Raw genomic sequence first — 21,162 nt, forward strand, 5'->3', positions numbered from 1 at the left:
AATGTCTCTTGATGTAGTCCACAGTACCGTTTAAAGTCGGCGGGGTTTAACTTTTGTACTTGTTCGTAATTCATCTTATGGGAGCTAATTATTTCTTTTATTTTACCTAGAACGAGCGCACTTTCGCAAGAGGTCTAATGACTCCACTAAGATTTACCTCATCCAAATTTTCAAATGAAGCAATACTATAGTCTTGAAAGTCTTTAACATTAATAACCTTGATTCCGCGACCGAAGTTATCTTTGTTGTAGTTAATACCGTTTCTAAATTCCGCCAGGTTTCCTAGCGCTAAGGTCTCCCAACGTCTACCAACAGCAACAGCCATTAAATACTCTCCTCGTGAATAACCCTTTCCAATTGCTCAGCGAGTGACCCTAAATTATTAGTCACCGTATCCCAAACAATATCTAAATCGATTGAAAAATAAGCATGAGTTAACCGATTTCGCATCCCAACCATAACCGCCCAAGGAATCCCCGGATGTCTCGCCCTACATTCTGCTGAAATTCTCCCCGCCGCTTCACCAATAATTTCTAAATCTTTAACAACTGCCAACACCAACATCCTATCATTAGCTAAATTCTCTCTAGTCTTTCCAGACATAAAACCGAGAGCCTCCCTTGCTGCATCCTGCATATGGTGCAAGCGAGTTAAATCATCAATTGCTGTCATACTGAACCACCGCCTCTGCCATCACTCTATCTCGAAAATAAACACTTAACTCATTAGGAGTCCTTAAATCTATCTTTCTCCCCTCCAGCAGTTCGGAAAGTTCCATTTCCATACTGACTATCTTAAAATAACCCGGAGTTTTCCCCGGCTCAAACTCCACTAAAAAATCAATATCGCTCTCCGGTGTAAAATCATCCCTTAACACCGAACCAAATAAAGACAGTTTGCGGATATGGTGACGCTGACAAAATTGTCCTATTTCTTCCTTGGGAATGGCAATTTGTAATTGTTTAGTTTCACTCATTCCTCATTCCCCCTCCAACAACATCATCACATTTTCAGCAATTGTTTCCTCCAACCCCCGCGCCTCAACATTCAAAATTTCCAATTCCTCATTCAACTCCTCCAACCGTGCGGCAAAATCAAAATCCTCCGCCTCCTTGCGTTCCGCTACCCCCACATAACGCCCAGGATTGAGACTCCATCCCTGCGCCTCAATCTCATCCAATGTTGCTATTTTACACAACCCCGCCACATCCCGATAAACCTTGTCTGGGAAAGTCTCTGTCAGCATTTCGGAACCACCAACCGTCAACTCTGCCTTTTCCCCTCGGTACAGCCGCACAATATTTGAGATAAACTCAATCTGTGCTTCGCTAAACTCCCGATGGGCCCGATCGACCTGACGGTAAATATGCCGCGCATCAATAAACAATACTTTATCCTGGCGATGGAGATGGAGACGTTCCGGTGGATGGAGACGTTCCACCGGAACGTCTCTACGACATTTGCCTTTGTCGAAAAACCACAGCGTACAGGGTAGCGTCACCGTATAAAAGAAATTAGAACCGATCGCAATCATCACATCCACCGCCCCAGTTTGGATCAACCGGCGGCGAATCTCCAACTCCGAGCCCCGCGCATCCGACGCCGAGTTTGCCATCACAAACCCCGCCCGTCCGTTCGGATTCAAAGCAGTATAAAATAGCTGAATCCAGAGATAATTTGCATTGTCAGTAGTCGGCGCACCAAAGGGATAATGAGGGTCGCCCTTAATCTTTTCTCTATCCACCCCATTAACATTAAACGGCGGATTCGCCATCACAAAATCAAATTCACCGACGCTGTTGTGAATATCTTGATAATAAGTGTTACCTTCCCGGATATTTCGCAAACCCGAAACCCCGTGAACTGCCAAGTTCATCTGACAGAGTTTCACAGTTCCGTCTACCTTTTCCTGACCGTAAACACTAATAACCTTATTCGGGTCAAATCCTAACTTATTCCTAACCCGAATCGCACTCTGCACGAGCATTCCCCCAGCACCACAAGCCGGGTCTAAAATCCGCCCGTAATTCGGCTCTATTACATCGACAATCAGCTTAACCAGAGAAATTGGAGTAAAAAACTCTCCGCCTTTCTGCCCTTCTTTCTGAGCAAAATTCCCCAGGAAATACTGATAAATTTCCCCAAACGCATCCTCAGTAATATTCTTTCGGGGAATCCGATTTAAGATTTTCAACAACTCCCGCAAAATCGGTTTTTCCAAGCTGTTATAATTTCTAGGTAAAGCGCCGCCCAGTTCCTCATTCTCATCTGCGATCGCCTTCATCGCCGCATTAATCGCCCCGCCAATATCCTCTGCTTCCGGGCGATCGATCAAATATTCAAAACGCGCCGTTTCCGGCAAATAAAGCGCCCATTTTGCCTGGTAATCCGTCTTACCCACCGTGCGCCGCCTGCTGCTTCCCCCTGCTATTTCCTGTGAAACCAGGGCAAACTTATAGTCAGCGTACAGCAGAAAAACCAACCCCAAAACGGGAACGGAATATTCCGAAGGCTTGAGTTTAGAATTGGCCCTGAGTTCGTCTGCTGCTTCCCAAAGGCGTTTTTCGAGTTCGGTGTAGTTGGCTGGCATTGTTAGTGTTATCTTCCACGTCCTTGATAGATTCCCTCGTCCTCGGCAACAACAAACAGCACCGCCTCGTACAAACTCTTATTTTAGTTGAGAGACTGGGCGATCGTATCAAAAGCAAAGAAACCGGGTTTTTGGCCGTGGCGATCGGTTTTAACGCCTCTTCTGGGTAAAAAACCAGGTTTCAGACTACCCGCGCCTCAAACCAAAGAAACCGGGTTTTTGGCCGTGGCGATCGGTGGTAACGCTGTATTCAGGGTAAAAAACCAGGTTTCTGACTATCAGCGCCTCAAACCAAAGAAACCGGGTTTTTGGCCGCGGCGATCGGTGGTAACGCTGTATTCAGGGTAAAAAACCCGGTTTCTGACTGCCCGCGCGTCGATTTTCAGCTTTTAGAGAGATGTAAAAACTCGCCCGATCGCGACACTATTAACTAGAAACTCAGCAATTTTGGAGACTAGGTGAATTGAAATTCGTGTCCGACCCGCAAATAAAAGTCAAAATCCGCAAAATGAAAGAGCGGGTGCGGTGGCAAGAACAGTCGATCGTCCATCGGGGAATCGACCAAACTCGGATAGTTTTAGAAACTCAAACCACCGACTCTCCAGAGTTTTCGTTTTTAGTCGTAGGCGACAGCGGCACAGGCAATCACCGCGGCTACAATCCCCAGCGGCAGATTGCCGAACAGATGCTCTCGGAACGCGAAACTTGCCGTTTCGTCCTCCACACCGGCGATGTAGTTTATCTCGTCGGTTCCAGCGAATATTACTTGCAAAACTTTATTCGCCCCTACCGAGAATTTATAGTCGGCGGCGAGCATCCCTCCCGGATTGCCTACGATCGCATGGTGTTTAACTTTCCCTTTTTGCCCGTACCGGGAAACCACGACTATTACGACTTGCCCATAGTCTACGGCATTCTCTCGGCGACAGCTTTACCCCTGCGGCGGCTGTTAGGTTCCAAGTTGGATCTCGATGTCGGCTGGCACGGTTCCGATCGCGGAAATGCCTACGCCAAAGCCTTTCTCGACTACCTGCAAGCTCACAAAATGCCCGGAGAGCTCGATCGCCACCTAGACGCCCACTACACCGCCAGCACCAGCACAGGCCGCTGCCTCCGCTACCAACCCGGACGCTTTACCCGCTTACCCAACCGCTACTACACCTTCCGCAGCGGCGGCATCGACTTCTTCGCCCTCGACTCCAACACCTTCAACGAACCGTTACCGATCCCGAAAACCAAACAGGGCGACATTCGCCGCCAGAATTTGCAACTCGATCGCCAGAAATTGGAACAAGAAAAATTGGCAATGCTCGAAATGTGCGATCGGCTAAACCCCCAAATTCCCGAGGAAGCCGAACAGCTAGACGACTTAGCCGCCAAATTAGAGCAAGTTGACGAAATGCTGATGGACATTGACAAACAACTGTCCCCCGACAACACAGCCGCCACCGACGTTGAACAGCTCGAATGGCTCAAAAAAAGGCTGATTAACTCCTGGCGCGATTCCCAGGTGCGGGGGCGGGTAATTTACCTGCACCATCCCCCCTACGTCACAGAGGCGACAAAGTGGAATCAAGCTCAAACTTTGGCGGTTCGGTTGCGATTGCGCGAGGTGCTCGACACGGTGGCCGATGCAGTTGGGGAAGTGGCGCGGGGGCGTCCCCTAGTAGATTTGGTGCTGACGGGCCACGCTCACTGTTTGGAATACCTGCGGACTGGGGATACTGGACACGGCGACTCTGGGATTAATTGGATTGTCTGCGGGGGAAGCGGGCACAGTCTCCGCCGCCAGCGCCCGGAAGGGCCGATGTTGGAGGAAGTATTGAGTCCAGAAGCTTATCGGTTGGGGCGTGAGGGCGGCCGCTCGGAAAAAGGCGATCGGCGGATAGCGGAATCTTTGCTATTTGTCGGCCGCAGCGGTCAAGGTTCCCACAAACGCCGTCCTTATTCGTGTTTGCGGATTGATGTTCTCGATGGATGCCCCCCCAAGTTCCGCATCCGACCTTTGGTTGTCGAACGATTTGAGGGGAAATGGCACGATATCTCGATCGAACCTTTTGTGATTTAACATCAGTCATTCAATTTGATTGTGGGGTGGGCTTCTAGCCCGCCCAAACAGGCTTTCCGGCCTGTTCCACAAAACCAACCTCACTTAATTCAGGAGAAAAACTCAATGATTGCTAACTTAACCGCCACCGGCTGGGAAATTATTTACCACCGCGCCCACGCTTTGCTCGCCGCCCAACTTGGCGGACAGTGGAAGCGCTCGAAATCTCCGGTTCGCCTCTACGAAACCATAGCGGCGATTTCGCATCACGATGATTTAGAGAAAGAGTGGGAAGAAAATATTTTGACTGAAGCGGGCGCGCCCTTTGATTTTACCTTGCAGACGGAAACTTCTCTGCCGAAAATTAAAGCCATGACGCAGAATGCCCTATATCGCGGTAGGTGGGTAGCAATGCTGATTTCTATGCACATGAGCTTTCTCAATGAAGGAAAGCGGGGAGAGTCGAAGGAACTCGATGAGTTTTTGGACGAGCAACTGGAAAATCAAAAAAAATGGCGCAAAGAGTTGAAAATTTCCGAGGGAGATGCTAAGGCAGCTTATGCTTTTTTCCAGTGGTGCGATCGGCTATCATTAATTCTTTGCTGCCGCGAGTTACCCGCCGGAGAACGAGCTTTAGAAATTAGTGTTGGCCCGGACGGCAAGCGCTACGATATTGTACAGAACAGCAACCAACTCGTGACTGTAACTCCTTGGCCTTTTGAAGACGATAAATTTACTGTGAACGTCGAAGCGTGCCGCTTGGATAAAGTCAAGTTCGACAGTAACGAGGAAATCAAGGAAGCGCTGCAAAAAGCTCCGCGCGAAGTCTTAGAGTGGACTTTTGTCAAGTCTTAATTAAACCTCTAGCACAAATACTGCACCGTTCTAGGTTTGTAGCGAGAACTTCAGTCCGACCGAGTTTTATGAGGACTGAAGTTCTCACTAAAAACCCATTTGATTGTTGCCGATTGACCGGAGATAATATTATCAATGAGCAATTACCAATTATATCATGTCCGGTCGAGCGACCGCGATTTTTGTAGGGGCCCGTGAGCCAACAATACCTGCCAATAATTGACCATCTCAAAAACCCGCCCCGACCGGGATATTATGGTTAATCGATCGGACATGATATTACCCATTACCAATTACCAAATATGAAACGTTCAGCTTGCCTAATTTTCAATCCCGTCGCCGGCAACAGCGACCCCGACCAAGACTTAGCTAGAATTCAAGAACTTTTAGAGCCTTCTATTGACTTAGACATTCGGCTGACAACCCCAGAATTAGACGCAGATCAAATCGCCCGCGAAGCAGTTGATAGAGGAGTTGAGGCAATTATTGCTTGCGGGGGCGACGGCACATTATCCGCAGTTGCTGGGGCGATTGTCAGCACAAATATTCCTTTAGGAATTATTTCGCGGGGAACTGCTAATGCTTTTGCTAATGCTTTAGACATTCCGAATACAATTGAAGCTGCCTGCGAAAATATTTTGGGAGGGTTGACGCGGGTGGTGGATGCGGCGATTTGCAACGGTGAAATGCCAATGGTTTTGTTATCTGGAGTGGGTTTTGAGGCAGAAACTGTCGAACTAGCCGATCGCGAAATGAAGAATCGCTGGGGAATGCTGGCTTACATTCTTTCAGGAATTAAACAGTTAAACAATTTAGAAAGATTTGAAGCGGAAATCGAAACCGAAGATAGAATTATCAGCCTTACTGCTGTGGCGGTGACAGTGGCGAATGCAGCGCCGCCTACTTCCATTTTAGCTCAAGGCCCGGCAGGGATTATTTTTGATGACGGCTTGCTGGACGTAACGCTGGTGGCGCCTGAGAATAAAGCTGGGGCGATCGCAGCTTCTTATCACCTATTGCAAACAGCTTTGAGCGGCAATCCTACGGATCGCGACGACATCGGTTATTTGCGGGCAAAAAAAGTAAAAATTAGTGCCGATCCGCCTCAAAAAGTGGTTGTAGACGGCGAAATCATCGGCATGACTCCGGTTTCTATTGAGTGCGTTCCAGGAGGTTTAACTATTTTTGTACCGCGAGTTGAAGAAGAGCCCGTGGCGGAAAAACTCACAGGTTTAGCGGACATCGAAATTACAATGAAACCCGTAACTTAAAATTTTTAGCGACACAAACAATAAGAAAGACCGCCCGGGCGGTCTTTAATTTTTATGCGTCTAAAATTTGGCGAATGCGGCGTTCCAAACGTTCTAGGTCGAGTCCGCCTTCATCGCGGCTGATGCGGCGCACAGTGACGTTAACATTGCTCAAATCTGCCAGCAAATCTTGCAGGATTTCTTGTTGCTGCCGAGCTTGAGTAATTTCGCGCGGTTCCTGCACCAAATCGCGAACAATTGTATCTTCTGCGCGCGAAGCAACGATCGGGTCTGCTTCGCCGTCTACGTGCACGAAAGTGCGCCGACCAGGCCCCCGTTCTTCTTCAATTGGTATTACTGCGGTTACTCGATCGGAGCGTACATATTTGCCAAATCCCAGGTGGACTAAGACAGAAGATTGTATTTTCATAGATAGCAAGTTTTATTTGTTAGTTATCTATATTTTAACTTTTAGAACTATGATGTGACCACTAATCCGAGAGCTATTATTACTACAATATATGTCGGTTTTTTCTATGTTTTATAGTTGTCAAATTTTCTAAAAAATGCTAAGTTAATTAACTGGATATAACTTACCAACGGTGGGTCAGAAACCGGGTTTTTTACGAAAATACTTCGCTCCTACCAGCAGATTCGGTAAAAACCCGGTTTCTTTGGTCGGAGCGGGTAAATCCTGTTAACATAAAAATAGAGCAGTTTGCGATCATCGCCCGCAACACATTTCAGGGACACAGCCTACCGATTCTAGATTTGAGCATTACGACCGCGGATAAACAGGAAGACCTCCATGATCCCAATTAGTCTTGACTTAGTTATCAGCCTCCTGACGGGAATTCCCTTCGGCACTATCAAAGACAAGTTTCAGCGCAACGAAACTGTCATCAAAATCTTAAAAAGATTTAATCTCGACCCCGAGGCTCCGCCCGCAGATTTTAGCGGAGTTTATGTTTATACTTTAGTAGAATACGGCGCTGGCAAACCCAAGCAGATTTTAGAACTGTTTCGCCAAAAAGAGATTGAATCAGCATTTCGCAAAGCCTTCGAGTCCGATAGCCCCGCCATTTTAATTAAAGCAGGCGATGACTATCTGAATGAGAGTGCTTTAGGCAAAGAAATTCGAGATTTAGGCATTGACCCCAGACGGGAGTTTATGGCATTTGCCGCCGTGTTTATGGAAGTAGCAAAGCGGACGCGAACGCCCGGAGATGTGATGATGGGAAATGCGATCGCCTCTTTGCAAAAACGCCTATCTATGGTACTCGATCGCATCGAACGCCTTCCCACGCTGGAAGGAATTCGCACCGAATTTGCGCGGTTGGAAGCCGAAGATTATCCCGCACTTCCCGCAGCCGAGTCAACCAATATTCAAAAGTCTCAAGCCTTTATTTTATCGCAACAAGTTCGTGGTTGGTTTGAAACATTAAGTTATAAGTTTGAGCCATATCAAATCTTGGAGGATAACTATTTTGAATGGATTATCAATGTCCCGGTTAGACGCAATCGGTACGATCGCATTTTAGTGCGCGGAATTGCCGGAGAAGCCGGACTCAGGGATATCTTAGCCCTGCGCGAGTCGGTGGAAAGACAGCGCACCGATGAAGGGTGGTTAGTTACAGCCCGCCGCATCAGTCGCGCCGCCCGGGATGAGGTAGAGAAAGCCGAAAATCGTAATTTAGCTTGCTATACGTTTGATGAATTACTAGACCAAGATGCCGATTTTACCACTTATCTGGATTGGCTAGAAACTGAAATAACCAGCCGAGGAATTAATACTAAATATGTGCCGCTAGCCTGTACGAAAGAAGAAATAGACCCCGATACTCAGCGCAAGATAGGCGTGAGTCATTATGACGGGCGAGATGGCTGGATCGAAGGTTATATTGACCTGTGGTTAGATGACCCAGTTAAAGAACATATTTCAGTTTTAGGAGAATTTGGGACGGGGAAAACTTGGTTTGCGATGCACTATGCTTGGATGGCACTGCAACGCTACCGAGATGCTCAAAAACGCGGCTTAGAACGTCCGCGTTTGCCCTTAGTAATTCCTTTGCGGGATTACGCGAAAGCAGTTAGCGTCGAGTCGCTATTTTCCGAGTTTTTCTTTCGGAAACACGAGATACCTCTGGCGGGTTATTCTGCCTTTGAACAACTCAATCGCATGGGTAAATTTCTGCTAATTTTCGATGGTTTTGATGAAATGGCCGCTAAGTGCGATCGGCAAGAAACCATCAACAACTTCTGGGAACTAGCAAAAGCCGTCGTTCCCGGCGCAAAAGTCATCCTCACTTGCCGTACCGAACATTTTCCTGAAGCCAAGGAAGGACGAGCATTATTAAATGCAGAACTGCAAGCATCAACAACTATTTTAACAGGCGAAACTCCCCAATTTGAAGTATTAGAATTAGAGAAATTTAACGACGAGCAAATTGGGCAAGCGCTGTCATTTCAAACAGAAGCCGCGACTGTCGAAAAAGTGATGGGAAACCCGCAACTATTGGATTTAGCGCGTCGCCCGGTGATGACCGAGTTAATTTTGGAAGCATTACCCGATATTGAAGCTGGAAAACCAGTCGATATGTCGCGGATTTATCTGTATGCGGTGCGGCGCAAGATAGAAAGAGACATTAAAGCAGAACGTACTTTTACTTCTGTAGCAGATAAGCTTTACTTTTTGTGCGAACTGTCTTGGGAAATGCTGTCTACCGACCAAATGAGCCTGAATTATCGCGGTTTTCCCGATCGCATCCGCAGCTTGTTTGGTGCGATCGTGCAAGAGGAAAAAGACTTAGACCACTGGCACTATGACATGATGGGTCAAACGATGCTAATCCGCAATGCAGATGGGGATTATACTCCGGCGCATCGTTCGCTATTAGAGTTTTTTGTCGCTTATAAACTTGCAGCGGAATTGGGAGTTTTGGCGGTCGATTTTACCGAATTAGTTGAGCCTGAACAGTCTTCGGTAAATCCTCATGCAGCGCCTCAATCATACACTTGGTCTAATTATTGTCGGCTTCAAGCCCAGAAGAGAAATAATAACGAGTTGATCGCGCCTTTGAAAAGATTTGTTGCAGAAAAATTAAGTGAACTTCGCCACAGTTTCGGACAAGCGCCACTGACGAAAGCTGTGATGGATTTGTTGTTGCCGATGGTTTCAGAAACCGGGGTTTTGCCGCTTCTGGAAATTATAGAAGCAACACGGAACCAAACTGAAAGCGAAGTAGGTTATGTGGGAGGAAATGCGGCGACGCTGTTGGTGAAAAAGGACAATGCTGCTTTAGAAGGTAAAAACCTTTCTCATACCATTATTAAAGGTGGGGATTTTACAAATGCTAGCTTGCGCTGCGTCAATTTGTCTCATGCAAATTTGACTAATTCTATTTTTTCTCAAATCTTTGGGGCAGTTTTTTCAGTGGCATTTAGTCGAGATAGAAAACTGTTTGCTACGGGTGATTCTGCTTGCGGCATCGGATTGTGGCAAGTTTCAGACTGTCAACAAATTGTATTTTGTAAAGGGCATACTGACTGGATCAGGTCTTTAACCTTCAGTCCAGATGGTATAACTTTAGCCAGCGCTAGTTTTGACAAAACAGTGAAATTGTGGGACATCCGTACTGGAGAGTGTCTAAAAACTTTTCAGGGACACGGCAGAGTAAATTCTGTGTCAATCAGCCCTGATGGTACAACCTTAGCGAGTGGTAGTGATGACAAAACTGTGAAGTTATGGGATATCCGTACTGGAGAATGCTTGAAAACCTTTCAAGGACATACTGACGCGGTAGAATCAGTGGAAATAAGCCCTGACGGTAGAATCGTGGCTAGCAGTAGTAGTGACGAAACAATCAAACTATGGAATATCAGTAGTGGAGAATGTTTAAACACTTTACGCGGACATACAAATATAGTACGATCGGTAGCAATTAGTCCTGATAATACAACCTTAGCCAGCGGTAGCAGCGACCAAACTATCAAACTCTGGGATATCGGTACAGGAGAATGTCTAAAAACTTTACGCGGACATACCCACCAAATACGGTCAGTAGTTATTAGTTCTAATGGTGTCATCCTAGCTAGTGTTGGTTATGACCAAGAAATGAAGCTATGGGATATTAAGACGGGTGAATGTTTAAAAACATTACAGGAACATACTGGTTGGATAAGGTCGGTGGCAATAAGTCCTGACAGTGCAACTTTGCTCAGTGGCAGTGATGACCAAACAGTAAAATTATGGGAGATCAACACCGGAGAATGCCTGAAAACCTTGCGGGGTTATATAAACTCTATACGGTCAGTAACCATCAGTCCTGATCGTACATTTATAGTTAGCGGTAATGAAGACCAAACAGTGAAGCTATGGGAGCTCCGCACTGGAAAATGCTTAAAAACTTTTCATGAACACACCAGTCGGATAAACGCAGTAGCAATAAGTCCTGACAGTGCCACCTTAGCTAGCGGTAGCTACGATCGCACAATTAAGATATGGAATATTGCTACAAAAAAATGTCTAAAAACTTTGATTGGACATACTGCTTGTGTAAATTCAGTAGTGTTCGATCGCGGCGGTACAATCTTAATCAGTGCTAGTGCCGATCAAACAATTAAGTTATGGAATATCCGCACCGGAGAATGTCTGAAAACCTTGGAAGGACATAGCGACTGGTTGTGGTCAGTAGCAATTAGTCCTGACGATACAACTTTAGCCAGTGCTGGTAGTGACCAAACCGTGAAGTTATGGAATATCCGCACTGGAGAATGTCTCAAAACATTACAAGGGCATACGAATACGGTAAATTCAGTTGCTTTTAGTCCTAATGGCACTACCTTAATCAGCGGTAGTAGCGATCGAACAATAAAGTTATGGAATCTTCACACTGGAGAATGCTTGAAAACTTTTCACGATCGTACCAGTTCGGTATGGTCAGTAACCTTTACGTTGGATAGTAAAACTATAATCAGTAGCAGCCAAACAGTAAAATTTTGGGATATTTCTACAGCAGAATGCTTGAGGAGTTTGCAGGGACATACGGATGGGATCAGGTCAATAGCAATTAGTTCAGATGACCAAATTATAGCTAGTGGAAGTTTCGATGAGACTCTTAAAATTTGGGACTTTAATACAGGTGAATGTCTAAAAACACTCAGAGGCGAAAGACCTTATGAGGACATGAATATCAAGGGTGTTACGGGTTTAACGGAAGCTGTAAAAGCCACGCTCCAAGCTTTAGGGGCTGTGGAAAATTAATCATCGCAAAGGAGGAAGTATGCAGTCAGCAATACGGATTACAACCAAAGTTCTTGCAGGAAATAAACTTGAACTTCAAGTGCCGCCTGGATCTGTGGGTGAAGAGGTTGAAGTTTTTGTGATTATACCAGAAAAGCTCCCGAGCTCGAAAGAAAATCCTTGGAAAACTTTTTTTGATAGTTTGAATATGTTTTCTGACGACTTTATGCTAGTCAGAGATCAATTGTCTTTGGAGACGAGAGAGGCTTTTGAATGAAATTTTTGCTAGATTAGGACTTACGCACGGGTAGTCAGAAACCGGGTTTTTTCGACAATACTTCGTTGAGGCCAGCAGATTCGGCCAAAAACCCGGTTTCTTGTCGAAGTGCGCGCGGGTAACCAGAAACCGGGTTTTTTCGAGAATACTTCGTTGAGGCCAGCAGAAACGGCTAAAAACCCGGTTTCTAATGTAGCCTACTGACTAAACTGTTGAGCGTAGTAGCCAGCGTAGCGATCGCCCTTTTCCAGCAACTCCTCGTGCGTCCCAGATTCGACAATTCTGCCTTTTTCCAAAACTAAAATGCGATCGGCTCTCCGCACAGTAGCCAAGCGGTGAGCGATAATAAACACAGTGCGATCGCGCATCAATCTTTCCAGCGCTTCTTGCACTAAACCTTCGGATTCCGAATCCAGCGCCGATGTCGCTTCATCCAAAATCAATATTCTGGGATCGAGCAGAACTGCACGGGCGATCGCAATTCTTTGTTTTTGCCCGCCAGATAAGTTTACACCCCTTTCTCCTACCCAAGTTTGATAGCCGTCGGGAAACTGACTAATAAATTGATGAGCGTTAGCAATCTCCGCAGCTTTTTGAACATCTTTCAGTTCATAATAAGATTGACCGAAAGCAATATTTTGAGCAATTGTACCCGAAAAAAGAATAGTTTCTTGCGGTACAATTCCAATTTGCCGCCGCAGAGTATTTAAGGTGACATCTTGAATATCAATACCGTCAATTAAAATCTGTCCCGCTTGCGGATCGTAAAATCTGGGTAGCAAATTTACTAAAGTAGTTTTACCCGCGCCGGATGCACCCACGAGAGCAATCATTTCTCCGGGAAGCACTAACAAACTCATATTTTGCAGAATGGGAACCCCCCCTTGCCCCCCCTTATCAAGGGGGGGTTGAGGGGGGTAGGCAAAATTAATGTTGCGATATTCCACTTTGCCTGTAACAGGGGGAAGTTCGATCGCGCCAGGCTTTTCAACTACTGTTGGTTTAATTGCTAATAATTCAAAAATGCGATCGCTAGAAGCTTCTCCCTGCTTAAAATCCCCGTAATTAGCAGTTGTAATAGCGATCGGGTCAATTAAAAGTGCCACCCCTGCGATATAACTAATAAATTGAGTACCTGTGAGATTTCCTTGAGAAATTTGCCAACCTCCCAGGAAAAAGAGCAAAATCACGCTCATCGCTTCCAGAAAGCCAACTACAACGAACTGAAGTGCTTTTACTCGTTCAGACAGATACTTAGCGCGGCGGTTTTGTTCTGCTTCTTCTGCAAAGCGGGCAATTTCGTAGTCTTCAGCCACAAATGCTTTGATTAAACGAATGCCGCTGAATACTTCTGTCAGCAAAGCCGATAAATCAGAGATACGATTTTGACTTTGGCGCGAGTAACTCAGCAGTCTCTCGCCAAACCAGCCTATTAAGATAGCCATCAGCGGTGCAATAATTAATGCACCCAAGGTTAATTGCCAGTTGAGATAAATCATATATCCCAGAACCGCAATTAGCTGCAAAACACAAGGGATAAACTGATGAAAAAATTTATTTACGACTTCGCCAATGCGGTCAATATCTTCTGTGAGGCGGTAGGATAAGTCTCCGGTTTTGGCAGTTTCAAAGTAGCCGAGATTGAGATTTTGCAGGTGGGAGTAAACTTTTTTGCGGATTTCTAAAGCAATAGTCAAAGCTGCTTTTGCCATCAGCGTATCTTGACCGTACTGGGCTGTACCGCGAATTAGAAAGATAATGGCGCTGAGTGCAGCAATTTGAGCGAACCCTTGTAAATCTCCTTTACCTATAAATTTGGCAGTTTCGCCAACTAGCCACGCTATAATCGGCCAAAATATGGTAAATACTACGGTACAAGCTAATGCTTTACCGATGGTTTGTTTTTGGGGACGGAGGTAGGGTAAGATTTGCCAGTATGTCGATCGAGTTTTCAAGATATTTTGCCCTCGCAAATTCTGTTTTTGGGGATCTCTGCAATAATATTCAAACTTCGATCCCCCCTAACCCCCCTTAATAAGGGGGGGACAAGATTATTATTCAAAGTCCCCCTTTTTAAGGGGGATTTAGGGGGATCTCTGCGTAAGTCATAGAGATATCGGAGCCAGAATATGATAACAGCGATCGGGCAAATCTCAACAATCATTCTTCACCGAAAGCACCCGGGATACAAACCCCCCGGATTCATCCGTGGGGTTATATCAATTCCGGTTACACCGTTCGGGATGGGGAGTGGTCCGTTGGGAGTAGTCCGTTGGGGAATGTGGAATTATTGACCTTGACTTTATCATTCCTATGCAACCGGAAACGATATTAATTGTCCAATTCTTCAATCTAAAATCTAAAATCTAAAATCTAAAATCATTCTTGAGCGTCTGCATGAGTCGCCTGTACCTTAGCCCCCGCGACAACTGCACCCCGAAAGGCGGCTGACTGTCCGGGTGCAAGAGTAACTGGTTGAGCGTAGATAAATCCGTTGTCAATTAAATTGCCTGACTCGTCCAAAACTTCATAATTGACTTTGACATTCTTGATTGTTTTGCAGCCTTGATTAAGCACTTGACCGCTAAAAAAGTTGCCGTCATAATTTGCCGCCGCAATTGACACTTTTGCAGAAATGTTGGAACCGGGAATGCAAGTTTGGGAAGTTCCAGAAGCTGGCTGTTTATCGCACAACTTGCCCAAGTCTACGGTTTTGCCGTCGGGGGTTTTGATGTAGCAAAACGGCTCGTCAACTGGTGAGTTTTGAGCCATTGTATTTGTAGTGTCTGCAAGCAAAGGGCGAGCCGAGAGCGGCGACATTAGAAAAGTTGTTGATAAAGCTACTGTTAAATATAAAAAAATCATGTTTGTTTGGGCATTGTTTGAAATTCATTCTACAATATAAGTCACCTAAAATTTTGGCTAGCATATCTATATTTATGGTACGCCACCCTCAAGCTGCATTGTGCTATGATAAGACATCAAAATTGAGAAAGTAAAGTAAAGTCATGGTCGTTACTCAAGATAACCCAGGACAAAAAACCTTAGAACTGATCGTAACTTGGGAGAAGTTGCCAGACGACTTCCAATTAGAAGAAAAACCAGTGGAGAATACAGGTCAACCGCTAATTGCTGGAGCACTGCGAGAAATCTTAGAACTGAGAGGATTTATCGGGCCACAAATGCTGATAGCCAGCAATTTCGGCATTTGCGCTACTGTCAACGGCGAGTTAGTAATCAAAGCACCAGATTGGGTTTATGTACCGTCGGTACTGCCCGCCGAATCGAGAAGAGACCGCAAAAGTTATACCCCAAACTTGGAAGGAGAAATCCCGACCCTTGTCATGGAATTCTTGTCGGAAACAGACGGCGGCGAATATTCTGTAAAACGTACTTTTCCTCCGGGAAAGTGGTTTTTTTACGAACAAATTCTGCGCGTACCAACTTACATCATTTTTGACCCAGAAACTGGCTTGCTGGAAGTATATCGCTTACAAAATGGCAACTACGAATTAGAATTTCCCGACGCGGAAGGTCGTCACTGGATGGCAGATTTTGGTTTGTATTTAGGAACGTGGCGAGGGGAGAAAGAACAGCGTACAGGCTATTGGTTGCGCTGGTGGGATGAAGCAGGAAATCTGCTTTTATGGGGTGTAGAACAGTTAGCAGCAGAGTGCCAGCGGGCCGATCGCGAACGTGAACGGGCCGATCGCGAACGTGAACGGGCCGAACGACTGGCTGAATATTTGCGCGATCGGGGAATTAACCCGGACGAGATTATTGGATAAGTTGTATGCCCTAGTTGTACGCCCTATCTGTAGGGACACGGCAATGCCGTGTCCGCAATTACTCCATATTATCTAATACTGGGCTTTCTATTCCCAAGATTTCGCGCTCCGGGAACTTTTCGGCTGGGACGGCGAATGTTCAAACTGCTCGCAGTTCGAGCATTCAAAGTATCAGCAGAAGCTATCAAACCCAAATCTTGCAAAATTTCAACAGCCGCCCTTTGTCCAGTTTCGCAGCCGCCTTCCATGTAACCTTGATTTTCCAGCGAAGTGTGTTCCCCGGCAAAATATAAATTGCCAACTCGTTCGCCTTCTACGCCGTACATTTGCGTCCACTGTCCGACTAAATAGCAGGAATAAGAACCTTTGAAAAAGCGTTCTCCCTGCCAATAAGCTCGCACAGCTTTGCCCGATCGCAAATTTCTCACTCCGGGAAAAACTCTTTCAAATTGGTTCAAAAATCTTTGTGCTTGGTCTTCAGGAGTTCCGGCACCGATCGACAAACCCTGCTTTCCTCCTCTAAAATTAGTTATCAAACCGTTACCAGTAGGAGCAAAAGGTGTAGGTTCCCAGCTATTTTGGAATCCTAAATCGCTATAAACAGAAGCAGTCGATCGATAAACTTCCCGCCAAATTCGGCTGCGGTAGCCAGTAATTAACTTAGAATTAGTACCGTAACCCAACTGCTCGATAGCCCTGCGCTTTGATTGGGGCAAAGGTACGTTAATTTTAACGTCTCGCAGAGTGCTGAACGGCAAAGTTAACAAAACTCGCTCGTAAGTGCGATCGAAGGCGCTTTGTCCCGATCGCAAATTTACCCGATAGCGGCCATCCGGCAAAAGAGTAATCGCTTCCAAAACCGTCCCCGCCTCGATCGAACCAGACAATTGACCCGCCAAACGGTTGATAATTTGACTATTACCGCCGTCAATTTGATAACGCTGATCGCTGTTGCCGTACAATTCAAAGCTGTCAGGTTCAGAACCGATTAAAAACAGCAGATTTAACGCCGACTGTTCGTCGGGATCTCGACCGTATTCTCCCGTATAAGCAATGCGGAGTAACTGCCGGACAATCGTGCTAGTCTCAGCTTGGTCTACATATTCAGCGATCGAAAGATTGTCCAATCTTTCCGCTGCTTCTGTAAAATCAAGATAGCTAATTTCATCGCCAACCGCCTGCAAATCAGCACTAATTTTACTAGCTAGTGGCGCAAAATCTGCGATTAATTGCTCAAGAGAAAAGCGGCGCCCTTGAAAGAAAAAAGTATCCTTCACCAGTCCCCGCTGCACTTCGAGGACATCAATCGCCCGCAGGCCCAATTCCGACGCCAGGGAAATCAAAGTAGTGTGGCCGGTGTCAATAAATTCTGCCCCCAACTCCGCATAAATTTGCGTTCCAGCCACCTTTGGAGCAGTGCGAATGCGCCCCCCCACGCGGTTAGTTGCCTCGATTATATCGGCACGCACGCCCGCTTGGCGCAAGCGATAAGCCGCCGTCAAACCCGCAATCCCTGCACCCACAACCAAAATAGGCGATCGTCCGCCCTGTTGAGCAAAAGCTCCCCCTCCCTCCCTGGTAAAAGTCGCAGCAGCGACAGCTCCTGCAGCAGCTAAGCCCCCGTGCAGCAAGCGGCGCCGAGATATGGGAGAATTGGGAATGGGAGCAGTCAGCATCCCCAGCAGTTCATCAGCCGGAATGCCCGTTTCCCTTGATTTCTGGGCAATAGTCGCAGCGCGGCGCAGCATTGCCATCAGTGCAGATTTAGCCATAATTAAGACATCCTCACAAAACTTTGATGTAAACTAGATTCTCGATCGTGCACTTTCCAGACTAAAGCCCAGAGAGATTTTTTTAATAATGCTAACCCTCAGAACACTGTTCGACAGCAAATTTTATCTCGAAAACAACCCAGATGTCGCCGTAGAAGTTGCCAGAGGCACGGTATCGAGTCCTTTCGATCACTACCGAAAAATTGGCAAATTTGAAAATCGCGACCCGAATGCCCTGTTCGACTCCAGCTATTATTTAGACACCAATACAGATGTAGCAGTATCAGCCAAACTCAACGGCTTTTCAGCCGCCGACCACTTTATCAGATTCGGTCAATTTGAACGACGCAACCCCAACCCTTTCTTTGATATTGGTTTTTATCTAGCAAGCAACCCAGACGTTCAGATAGCAGTCCAAACAAATCAATTTACCCCATTTGAACACTACTTCAAAGTCGGTCAATTAGAAAACCGCAAACCCAGCGTTTTCTTCGATCCCAGCTTTTATCTAGAAAAATATCCGGTGGTAGCAGCAGCAGTCCAAAGCGGCGCAGTTAAAAGTGCGATCGACCACTACATTCAATTCGGTCAACAAGAAGGACTGTTGAGCACTCTCCCCGATCCCGCCGAGAATTTGAACGCAGCAAAAAGCCTGGGCATTCTCGGACAAATTCAAACAGCGAGAGATTTTGTGGGTTCTGCTGAACCAGCCGACATTTACAGTTTCATCCTCAATACTCCCAGCATTTTCAGTGTAACTGTTGACGGTTTGAGTGCCGATGTTGATATAGAATTAATTCAGGATATCAACGGCAACGGCGCAGTTGGATTAGACGATATTATTGCTTCGTCTAACAATTTAGGCACAGCATCAGAAACAATTGTCAGCAATGGGCCTTTGCCGGCGGGGACTTATTTCGTCCGCGTTTCTCAATTTCAAGGCGATACAAATTATGACTTGAGATTGCTATCCACTCCCTCAGTAATACCGCCCCAAACTTAAAATCAAATTAACATATATAGCAAGCCTAAATCAGTCAAACAAACGCACACTTCTCCTCACTTCTCCTCTCTTCCTTCGCGGTCTTCGCGCCTTCGCGGTTCGTAAAAAAAAATCTGGTTTACAAATGATTTAGACTTGCTAGAAAACAGGCTGCAAAAAGGGCGAGCGACAATGTGCCCAGGTTTCACTGATTAGTTTTTTCCCCTAGGAGAGGGCAAAGATTGAACAGGTGTCGGAGGCCAATTAGAGCGACTTCTGGTGAGAGTAGTAGACACCAAAGCATAGCCCAAAACAGCAGGAAGGACGATCGCACTCAGAAACACGATCGCCGCCGCCCAAGTCATCGCATTCGAGAGCGGGCCGTAATGAGTGCGGTAAGGGTCAAACGGCGGTAAATTCGGCCTCGGGGCGTCCCGCAGGGCGATCGGACGTTTGAACCGCACCCGCCTGTCGTCGAGCTTTTCGAGCAAAATCCAGCCAAATTCCTCTTCTTCGCGGCACAGCTTGTGAAAAATCGCAGGATTGCGAAACAAATCGCTGCTAGCCCGCACAATCTTGTACTCCCAAACCTTCAAATTAACAGGATTGGGAGCCGATTTGGGATTGCCATTCGAGGGCGCATTTTCAGGCGCATCAACATTATCCTCTTGAGATTCGTACCGAGTCAAAACTTCCTCCTCCTCGTCGTATTTTTGCCCCGCCGCCAATTGCTCGTGGCTCACCAATACACCCGCGAGTGCCGCCTCCAAGCCGAGACTGCCAACCATCAAACTCCAAATCAGAATTTCAACCATAAAAGGAGTTAAAAGTTAAAAATCAAAAACTAAAAAGACTCGCTTTTAACTTTCAATCTTTAATTTTCAAATAGCCTTCCACCAGACAATCTGCACCCACCGTGCGCCAAGAAACCCGCTCTAAAGTCAAAGCATCAGTCATGGCGGAAAACCCCAAATCTCCCACAGGAGTTGGAGCTCCTTGGCCGCCGACAATTTTAGGAGCAATAAAAGCCATAATTTTTTGAACGGCACCCTCAGCAATTGCCCTCGCCGCCAAAGTGCCGCCGCACTCCCAGAGTACAGAAAGAAAAGATCGATCGTACAAATAAGCCATAACATTAGTCGGTGTCAGCGGCGAGATCTCCACAACTTCCACCCCTTTGGCGATCAAAAATTCCTGAAATTCCGGGTTAACCCCAGGCTCAGTCAGCACCAAAGTAGCCGCCACAGAGGTTTCCCACAACCAAGCCGACTTCGGCAAATCGAGAGTGCGGCTCATCACCACCCGCAGGGGATTATTCCTATCAGGTTGGTGACTCGTCAGTAGGGGATTGTCCAGACGCACTGTATTTCCCCCAACAATCACAGCATCGCAGCCGACGCGCACCCGGTGTACCTCGCTCCGAGCCTCCTCGCCTGTCACCCAAGCGCTGTGGCCGGTACTGGTAGCAATTTTACCGTCCAAAGTCATCGCATATTTCAAAATTCCCAAAGGCCGGCGGTACAAAATCCGGTGCACGAAAGCCTCGTTGAGTTTTTGGCAAGCTTCCCCTTCTACCGAGGCCACCACTTCAATGCCAGCCTCTCGCAACCGGGCCAGCCCAGTGCCAGCTACCAAAGGATTCGGATCGACCATGCCAGCCACTACTTTTGCCACCTTGGCCTTAACTAAAGCTTCGGAACAGGGAGGAGTCCGCCCGTAGTGGTTGCATGGCTCCAGGTTCACGTAGACAGTCGCTCCTTCGGCGAGTTCCCCCGCTTCCCGGAGCGCAAAAACTTCGGCGTGAGGTTGACCGGCACCGGGATGAAACCCTTCGCCGACAATCTTGCCGCCTCGGACAATTACAGAACCGACGAGGGGGTTGGGTGCGGTTTTGCCGAGAGCGCGGCGAGCCAATTCTATGCAGCGGCGCATCATGGCTCGATCGAACTCTTGAACTTCGCTGTTTTCCAGTTGTTTTGTACCTTGCTGCTGTCGGTTAGCTAAGCTGGCGATCGCGGACGCGTCCGCCGGAAAAGTTTCCATGAGATTTTGGTATTGTAAAACTTCATTGAGTTTATAAGCAATTATAAACAATAATGGTATTATATTGTTGTGAGTGTTGAACAAGGAATACGCACAGCCTAAAGAACGGAAGTCTCAAATGCAACTAACAGAGAGGCACATCATTAAATCGACGGAACACCGTTTCGCCCAAATTGACGAACTAGCCTTTAAATCTAAGAACCTCTACAATGCCGCTAATTACGTCATTCGTCAGAGTTTTCTTTATGGATGGGGCTATGTCAATTACAACGAAATGAACGGTTTGATGAAGTCTCACGAAGCATACAAGGCTTTA

General features: G+C 46.6%; 18 protein-coding genes and 1 pseudogene. 9 read left to right on the forward strand and 10 right to left on the reverse strand.

The genetic code is table 11. The features are described from left to right. Positions 1 to 106: 106 nt before the first annotated feature. The 4 genes from ACUVJL_RS09685 to ACUVJL_RS09700 are packed head-to-tail and all read right to left on the reverse strand — an operon-like array spanning position 107 to position 2,590. On the reverse strand, positions 107 to 325 hold the full coding sequence (locus ACUVJL_RS09685) for a hypothetical protein (protein WP_445245643.1): 219 nt from the start codon (positions 323 to 325) through the stop codon (positions 107 to 109). After that, positions 325 to 672 carry a HepT-like ribonuclease domain-containing protein gene (locus tag ACUVJL_RS09690; RefSeq protein ID WP_445245644.1) on the reverse strand — a complete coding sequence of 116 codons (348 nt, stop codon included), beginning with the start codon at positions 670 to 672 and terminating at the stop codon, positions 325 to 327. The genes ACUVJL_RS09685 and ACUVJL_RS09690 overlap by 1 nt, the downstream gene beginning before the upstream one ends. Then, positions 659 to 976, reverse strand: coding sequence for a nucleotidyltransferase family protein (locus tag ACUVJL_RS09695; protein ID WP_445245645.1), 318 nt, complete (start codon positions 974 to 976; stop codon positions 659 to 661). The genes ACUVJL_RS09690 and ACUVJL_RS09695 overlap by 14 nt, the downstream gene beginning before the upstream one ends. A 3-nt stretch (positions 977 to 979) precedes the next feature. Then, positions 980 to 2,590, reverse strand: a complete 1,611-nt coding sequence (locus ACUVJL_RS09700) for a type I restriction-modification system subunit M (protein ID WP_445245646.1) — start codon at positions 2,588 to 2,590, stop codon at positions 980 to 982. A 5-nt stretch (positions 2,591 to 2,595) separates the two neighbouring features. On the opposite strand from ACUVJL_RS09700, the gene ACUVJL_RS09705 reads away from it, so the two are divergent. From ACUVJL_RS09705 to ACUVJL_RS09720, 4 genes are all read left to right on the forward strand, one after another. After that, the gene (locus tag ACUVJL_RS09705; RefSeq protein ID WP_445245647.1) at positions 2,596 to 2,760 is read left to right on the forward strand and encodes a hypothetical protein; all 165 of its coding nucleotides are present in this window, start codon (positions 2,596 to 2,598) and stop codon (positions 2,758 to 2,760) included. Between the two features lie 338 nt (positions 2,761 to 3,098). Next, the gene (locus tag ACUVJL_RS09710; RefSeq protein WP_445245648.1) at positions 3,099 to 4,658 is read left to right on the forward strand and encodes a metallophosphoesterase family protein; all 1,560 of its coding nucleotides are present in this window, start codon (positions 3,099 to 3,101) and stop codon (positions 4,656 to 4,658) included. Positions 4,659 to 4,763: 105 nt separating this feature from the next. Then, positions 4,764 to 5,492, forward strand: coding sequence for a DUF3891 family protein (locus tag ACUVJL_RS09715; RefSeq protein ID WP_445245649.1), 729 nt, complete (start codon positions 4,764 to 4,766; stop codon positions 5,490 to 5,492). Between the two features lie 302 nt (positions 5,493 to 5,794). Then, on the forward strand, positions 5,795 to 6,763 hold the full coding sequence (locus ACUVJL_RS09720; protein WP_445245650.1) for a YegS/Rv2252/BmrU family lipid kinase: 969 nt from the start codon (positions 5,795 to 5,797) through the stop codon (positions 6,761 to 6,763). 52 nt (positions 6,764 to 6,815) lie between these two features. Here ACUVJL_RS09720 and ACUVJL_RS09725 read toward each other — a convergent pair whose 3' ends face one another. Then, a complete protein-coding gene (locus tag ACUVJL_RS09725; RefSeq protein ID WP_006631047.1) occupies positions 6,816 to 7,172 on the reverse strand; it encodes a hypothetical protein in 357 nt (118 codons plus the stop codon). Positions 7,173 to 7,550: 378 nt separating this feature from the next. Here ACUVJL_RS09725 and ACUVJL_RS09730 point away from each other — a divergent pair, with 378 nt between their 5' ends. Together ACUVJL_RS09730 and ACUVJL_RS09735 are read left to right on the forward strand one after the other, a co-directional pair. Continuing rightward, positions 7,551 to 12,005: an NACHT domain-containing protein gene (locus tag ACUVJL_RS09730; protein WP_445245651.1), complete on the forward strand. Its 4,455-nt coding sequence runs from the start codon at positions 7,551 to 7,553 to the stop codon at positions 12,003 to 12,005. Positions 12,006 to 12,024: 19 nt separating this feature from the next. Further along, on the forward strand, positions 12,025 to 12,261 hold the full coding sequence (locus ACUVJL_RS09735; protein ID WP_445245652.1) for an antitoxin: 237 nt from the start codon (positions 12,025 to 12,027) through the stop codon (positions 12,259 to 12,261). A gap of 197 nt (positions 12,262 to 12,458) precedes the next feature. On the opposite strand, the gene ACUVJL_RS09740 is transcribed toward ACUVJL_RS09735, so the two are convergent. Both ACUVJL_RS09740 and ACUVJL_RS09745 read right to left on the reverse strand, forming a co-directional pair. Next, the gene (locus tag ACUVJL_RS09740) at positions 12,459 to 14,216 is read right to left on the reverse strand and encodes an ABC transporter ATP-binding protein (protein WP_445245653.1); all 1,758 of its coding nucleotides are present in this window, start codon (positions 14,214 to 14,216) and stop codon (positions 12,459 to 12,461) included. 424 nt (positions 14,217 to 14,640) lie between these two features. Beyond that, the gene (locus ACUVJL_RS09745) at positions 14,641 to 15,033 is read right to left on the reverse strand and encodes an FxLYD domain-containing protein (protein ID WP_445245654.1); all 393 of its coding nucleotides are present in this window, start codon (positions 15,031 to 15,033) and stop codon (positions 14,641 to 14,643) included. A 236-nt stretch (positions 15,034 to 15,269) separates the two neighbouring features. Here ACUVJL_RS09745 and ACUVJL_RS09750 point away from each other — a divergent pair, with 236 nt between their 5' ends. Continuing rightward, positions 15,270 to 16,049 carry a Uma2 family endonuclease gene (locus tag ACUVJL_RS09750; protein WP_445245655.1) on the forward strand — a complete coding sequence of 260 codons (780 nt, stop codon included), beginning with the start codon at positions 15,270 to 15,272 and terminating at the stop codon, positions 16,047 to 16,049. Positions 16,050 to 16,117: 68 nt separating this feature from the next. Here the strand turns inward: ACUVJL_RS09750 and ACUVJL_RS09755 are convergent, their stop codons facing one another. Continuing rightward, positions 16,118 to 17,821, reverse strand: a complete 1,704-nt coding sequence (locus tag ACUVJL_RS09755) for a flavin monoamine oxidase family protein (RefSeq protein WP_445245656.1) — start codon at positions 17,819 to 17,821, stop codon at positions 16,118 to 16,120. An 88-nt stretch (positions 17,822 to 17,909) separates the two neighbouring features. Between ACUVJL_RS09755 and ACUVJL_RS09760 the strand changes: the two genes are divergently transcribed. Beyond that, positions 17,910 to 18,824: a PPC domain-containing protein gene (locus ACUVJL_RS09760; RefSeq protein WP_445245657.1), complete on the forward strand. Its 915-nt coding sequence runs from the start codon at positions 17,910 to 17,912 to the stop codon at positions 18,822 to 18,824. Between the two features lie 191 nt (positions 18,825 to 19,015). Here ACUVJL_RS09760 and ACUVJL_RS09765 read toward each other — a convergent pair whose 3' ends face one another. Further along, the gene (locus ACUVJL_RS09765; protein ID WP_445245658.1) at positions 19,016 to 19,618 is read right to left on the reverse strand and encodes a hypothetical protein; all 603 of its coding nucleotides are present in this window, start codon (positions 19,616 to 19,618) and stop codon (positions 19,016 to 19,018) included. A 52-nt stretch (positions 19,619 to 19,670) separates the two neighbouring features. Further along, positions 19,671 to 20,846 carry a bifunctional diaminohydroxyphosphoribosylaminopyrimidine deaminase/5-amino-6-(5-phosphoribosylamino)uracil reductase RibD gene (gene ribD, locus ACUVJL_RS09770; protein WP_445245659.1) on the reverse strand — a complete coding sequence of 392 codons (1,176 nt, stop codon included), beginning with the start codon at positions 20,844 to 20,846 and terminating at the stop codon, positions 19,671 to 19,673. A 118-nt stretch (positions 20,847 to 20,964) separates the two neighbouring features. Between ribD and ACUVJL_RS09775 the strand changes: the two are divergent. Beyond that, a pseudogene (locus tag ACUVJL_RS09775) lies at positions 20,965 to 21,162 on the forward strand (RNA-guided endonuclease TnpB family protein); the annotation flags it as partial.

The sequence above is a fragment of the Microcoleus sp. OTE_8_concoct_300 genome (assembly GCF_031383065.1).
Lineage (GTDB): Bacteria > Cyanobacteriota > Cyanobacteriia > Cyanobacteriales > Microcoleaceae > Microcoleus.

Excerpts from the sequence above, each read along its gene's own strand:
- ACUVJL_RS09700 (WP_445245646.1), bottom strand. The coding sequence starts at position 2,590 with ATGCCAGCCAACTACACCGAACTCGAAAAACGCCTTTGGGAAGCAGCA.
- ACUVJL_RS09710 (WP_445245648.1), top strand. The coding sequence starts at position 3,099 with ATGAAAGAGCGGGTGCGGTGGCAAGAACAGTCGATCGTCCATCGGGGA.
- ACUVJL_RS09715 (WP_445245649.1), top strand. The coding sequence starts at position 4,764 with ATGATTGCTAACTTAACCGCCACCGGCTGGGAAATTATTTACCACCGC.
- ACUVJL_RS09765 (WP_445245658.1), bottom strand. The coding sequence starts at position 19,618 with ATGGTTGAAATTCTGATTTGGAGTTTGATGGTTGGCAGTCTCGGCTTG.
- ACUVJL_RS09720 (WP_445245650.1), top strand. The coding sequence starts at position 5,795 with ATGAAACGTTCAGCTTGCCTAATTTTCAATCCCGTCGCCGGCAACAGC.
- ACUVJL_RS09760 (WP_445245657.1), top strand. The coding sequence starts at position 17,910 with ATGCTAACCCTCAGAACACTGTTCGACAGCAAATTTTATCTCGAAAAC.
- ACUVJL_RS09755 (WP_445245656.1), bottom strand. The coding sequence starts at position 17,821 with ATGGCTAAATCTGCACTGATGGCAATGCTGCGCCGCGCTGCGACTATT.
- ribD (WP_445245659.1), bottom strand. The coding sequence starts at position 20,846 with ATGGAAACTTTTCCGGCGGACGCGTCCGCGATCGCCAGCTTAGCTAAC.
- ACUVJL_RS09725 (WP_006631047.1), bottom strand. The coding sequence starts at position 7,172 with ATGAAAATACAATCTTCTGTCTTAGTCCACCTGGGATTTGGCAAATAT.
- ACUVJL_RS09690 (WP_445245644.1), bottom strand. The coding sequence starts at position 672 with ATGACAGCAATTGATGATTTAACTCGCTTGCACCATATGCAGGATGCA.
- ACUVJL_RS09750 (WP_445245655.1), top strand. The coding sequence starts at position 15,270 with ATGGTCGTTACTCAAGATAACCCAGGACAAAAAACCTTAGAACTGATC.
- ACUVJL_RS09730 (WP_445245651.1), top strand. The coding sequence starts at position 7,551 with ATGATCCCAATTAGTCTTGACTTAGTTATCAGCCTCCTGACGGGAATT.
- ACUVJL_RS09695 (WP_445245645.1), bottom strand. The coding sequence starts at position 976 with ATGAGTGAAACTAAACAATTACAAATTGCCATTCCCAAGGAAGAAATA.
- ACUVJL_RS09735 (WP_445245652.1), top strand. The coding sequence starts at position 12,025 with ATGCAGTCAGCAATACGGATTACAACCAAAGTTCTTGCAGGAAATAAA.
- ACUVJL_RS09685 (WP_445245643.1), bottom strand. The coding sequence starts at position 325 with ATGGCTGTTGCTGTTGGTAGACGTTGGGAGACCTTAGCGCTAGGAAAC.
- ACUVJL_RS09745 (WP_445245654.1), bottom strand. The coding sequence starts at position 15,033 with ATGGCTCAAAACTCACCAGTTGACGAGCCGTTTTGCTACATCAAAACC.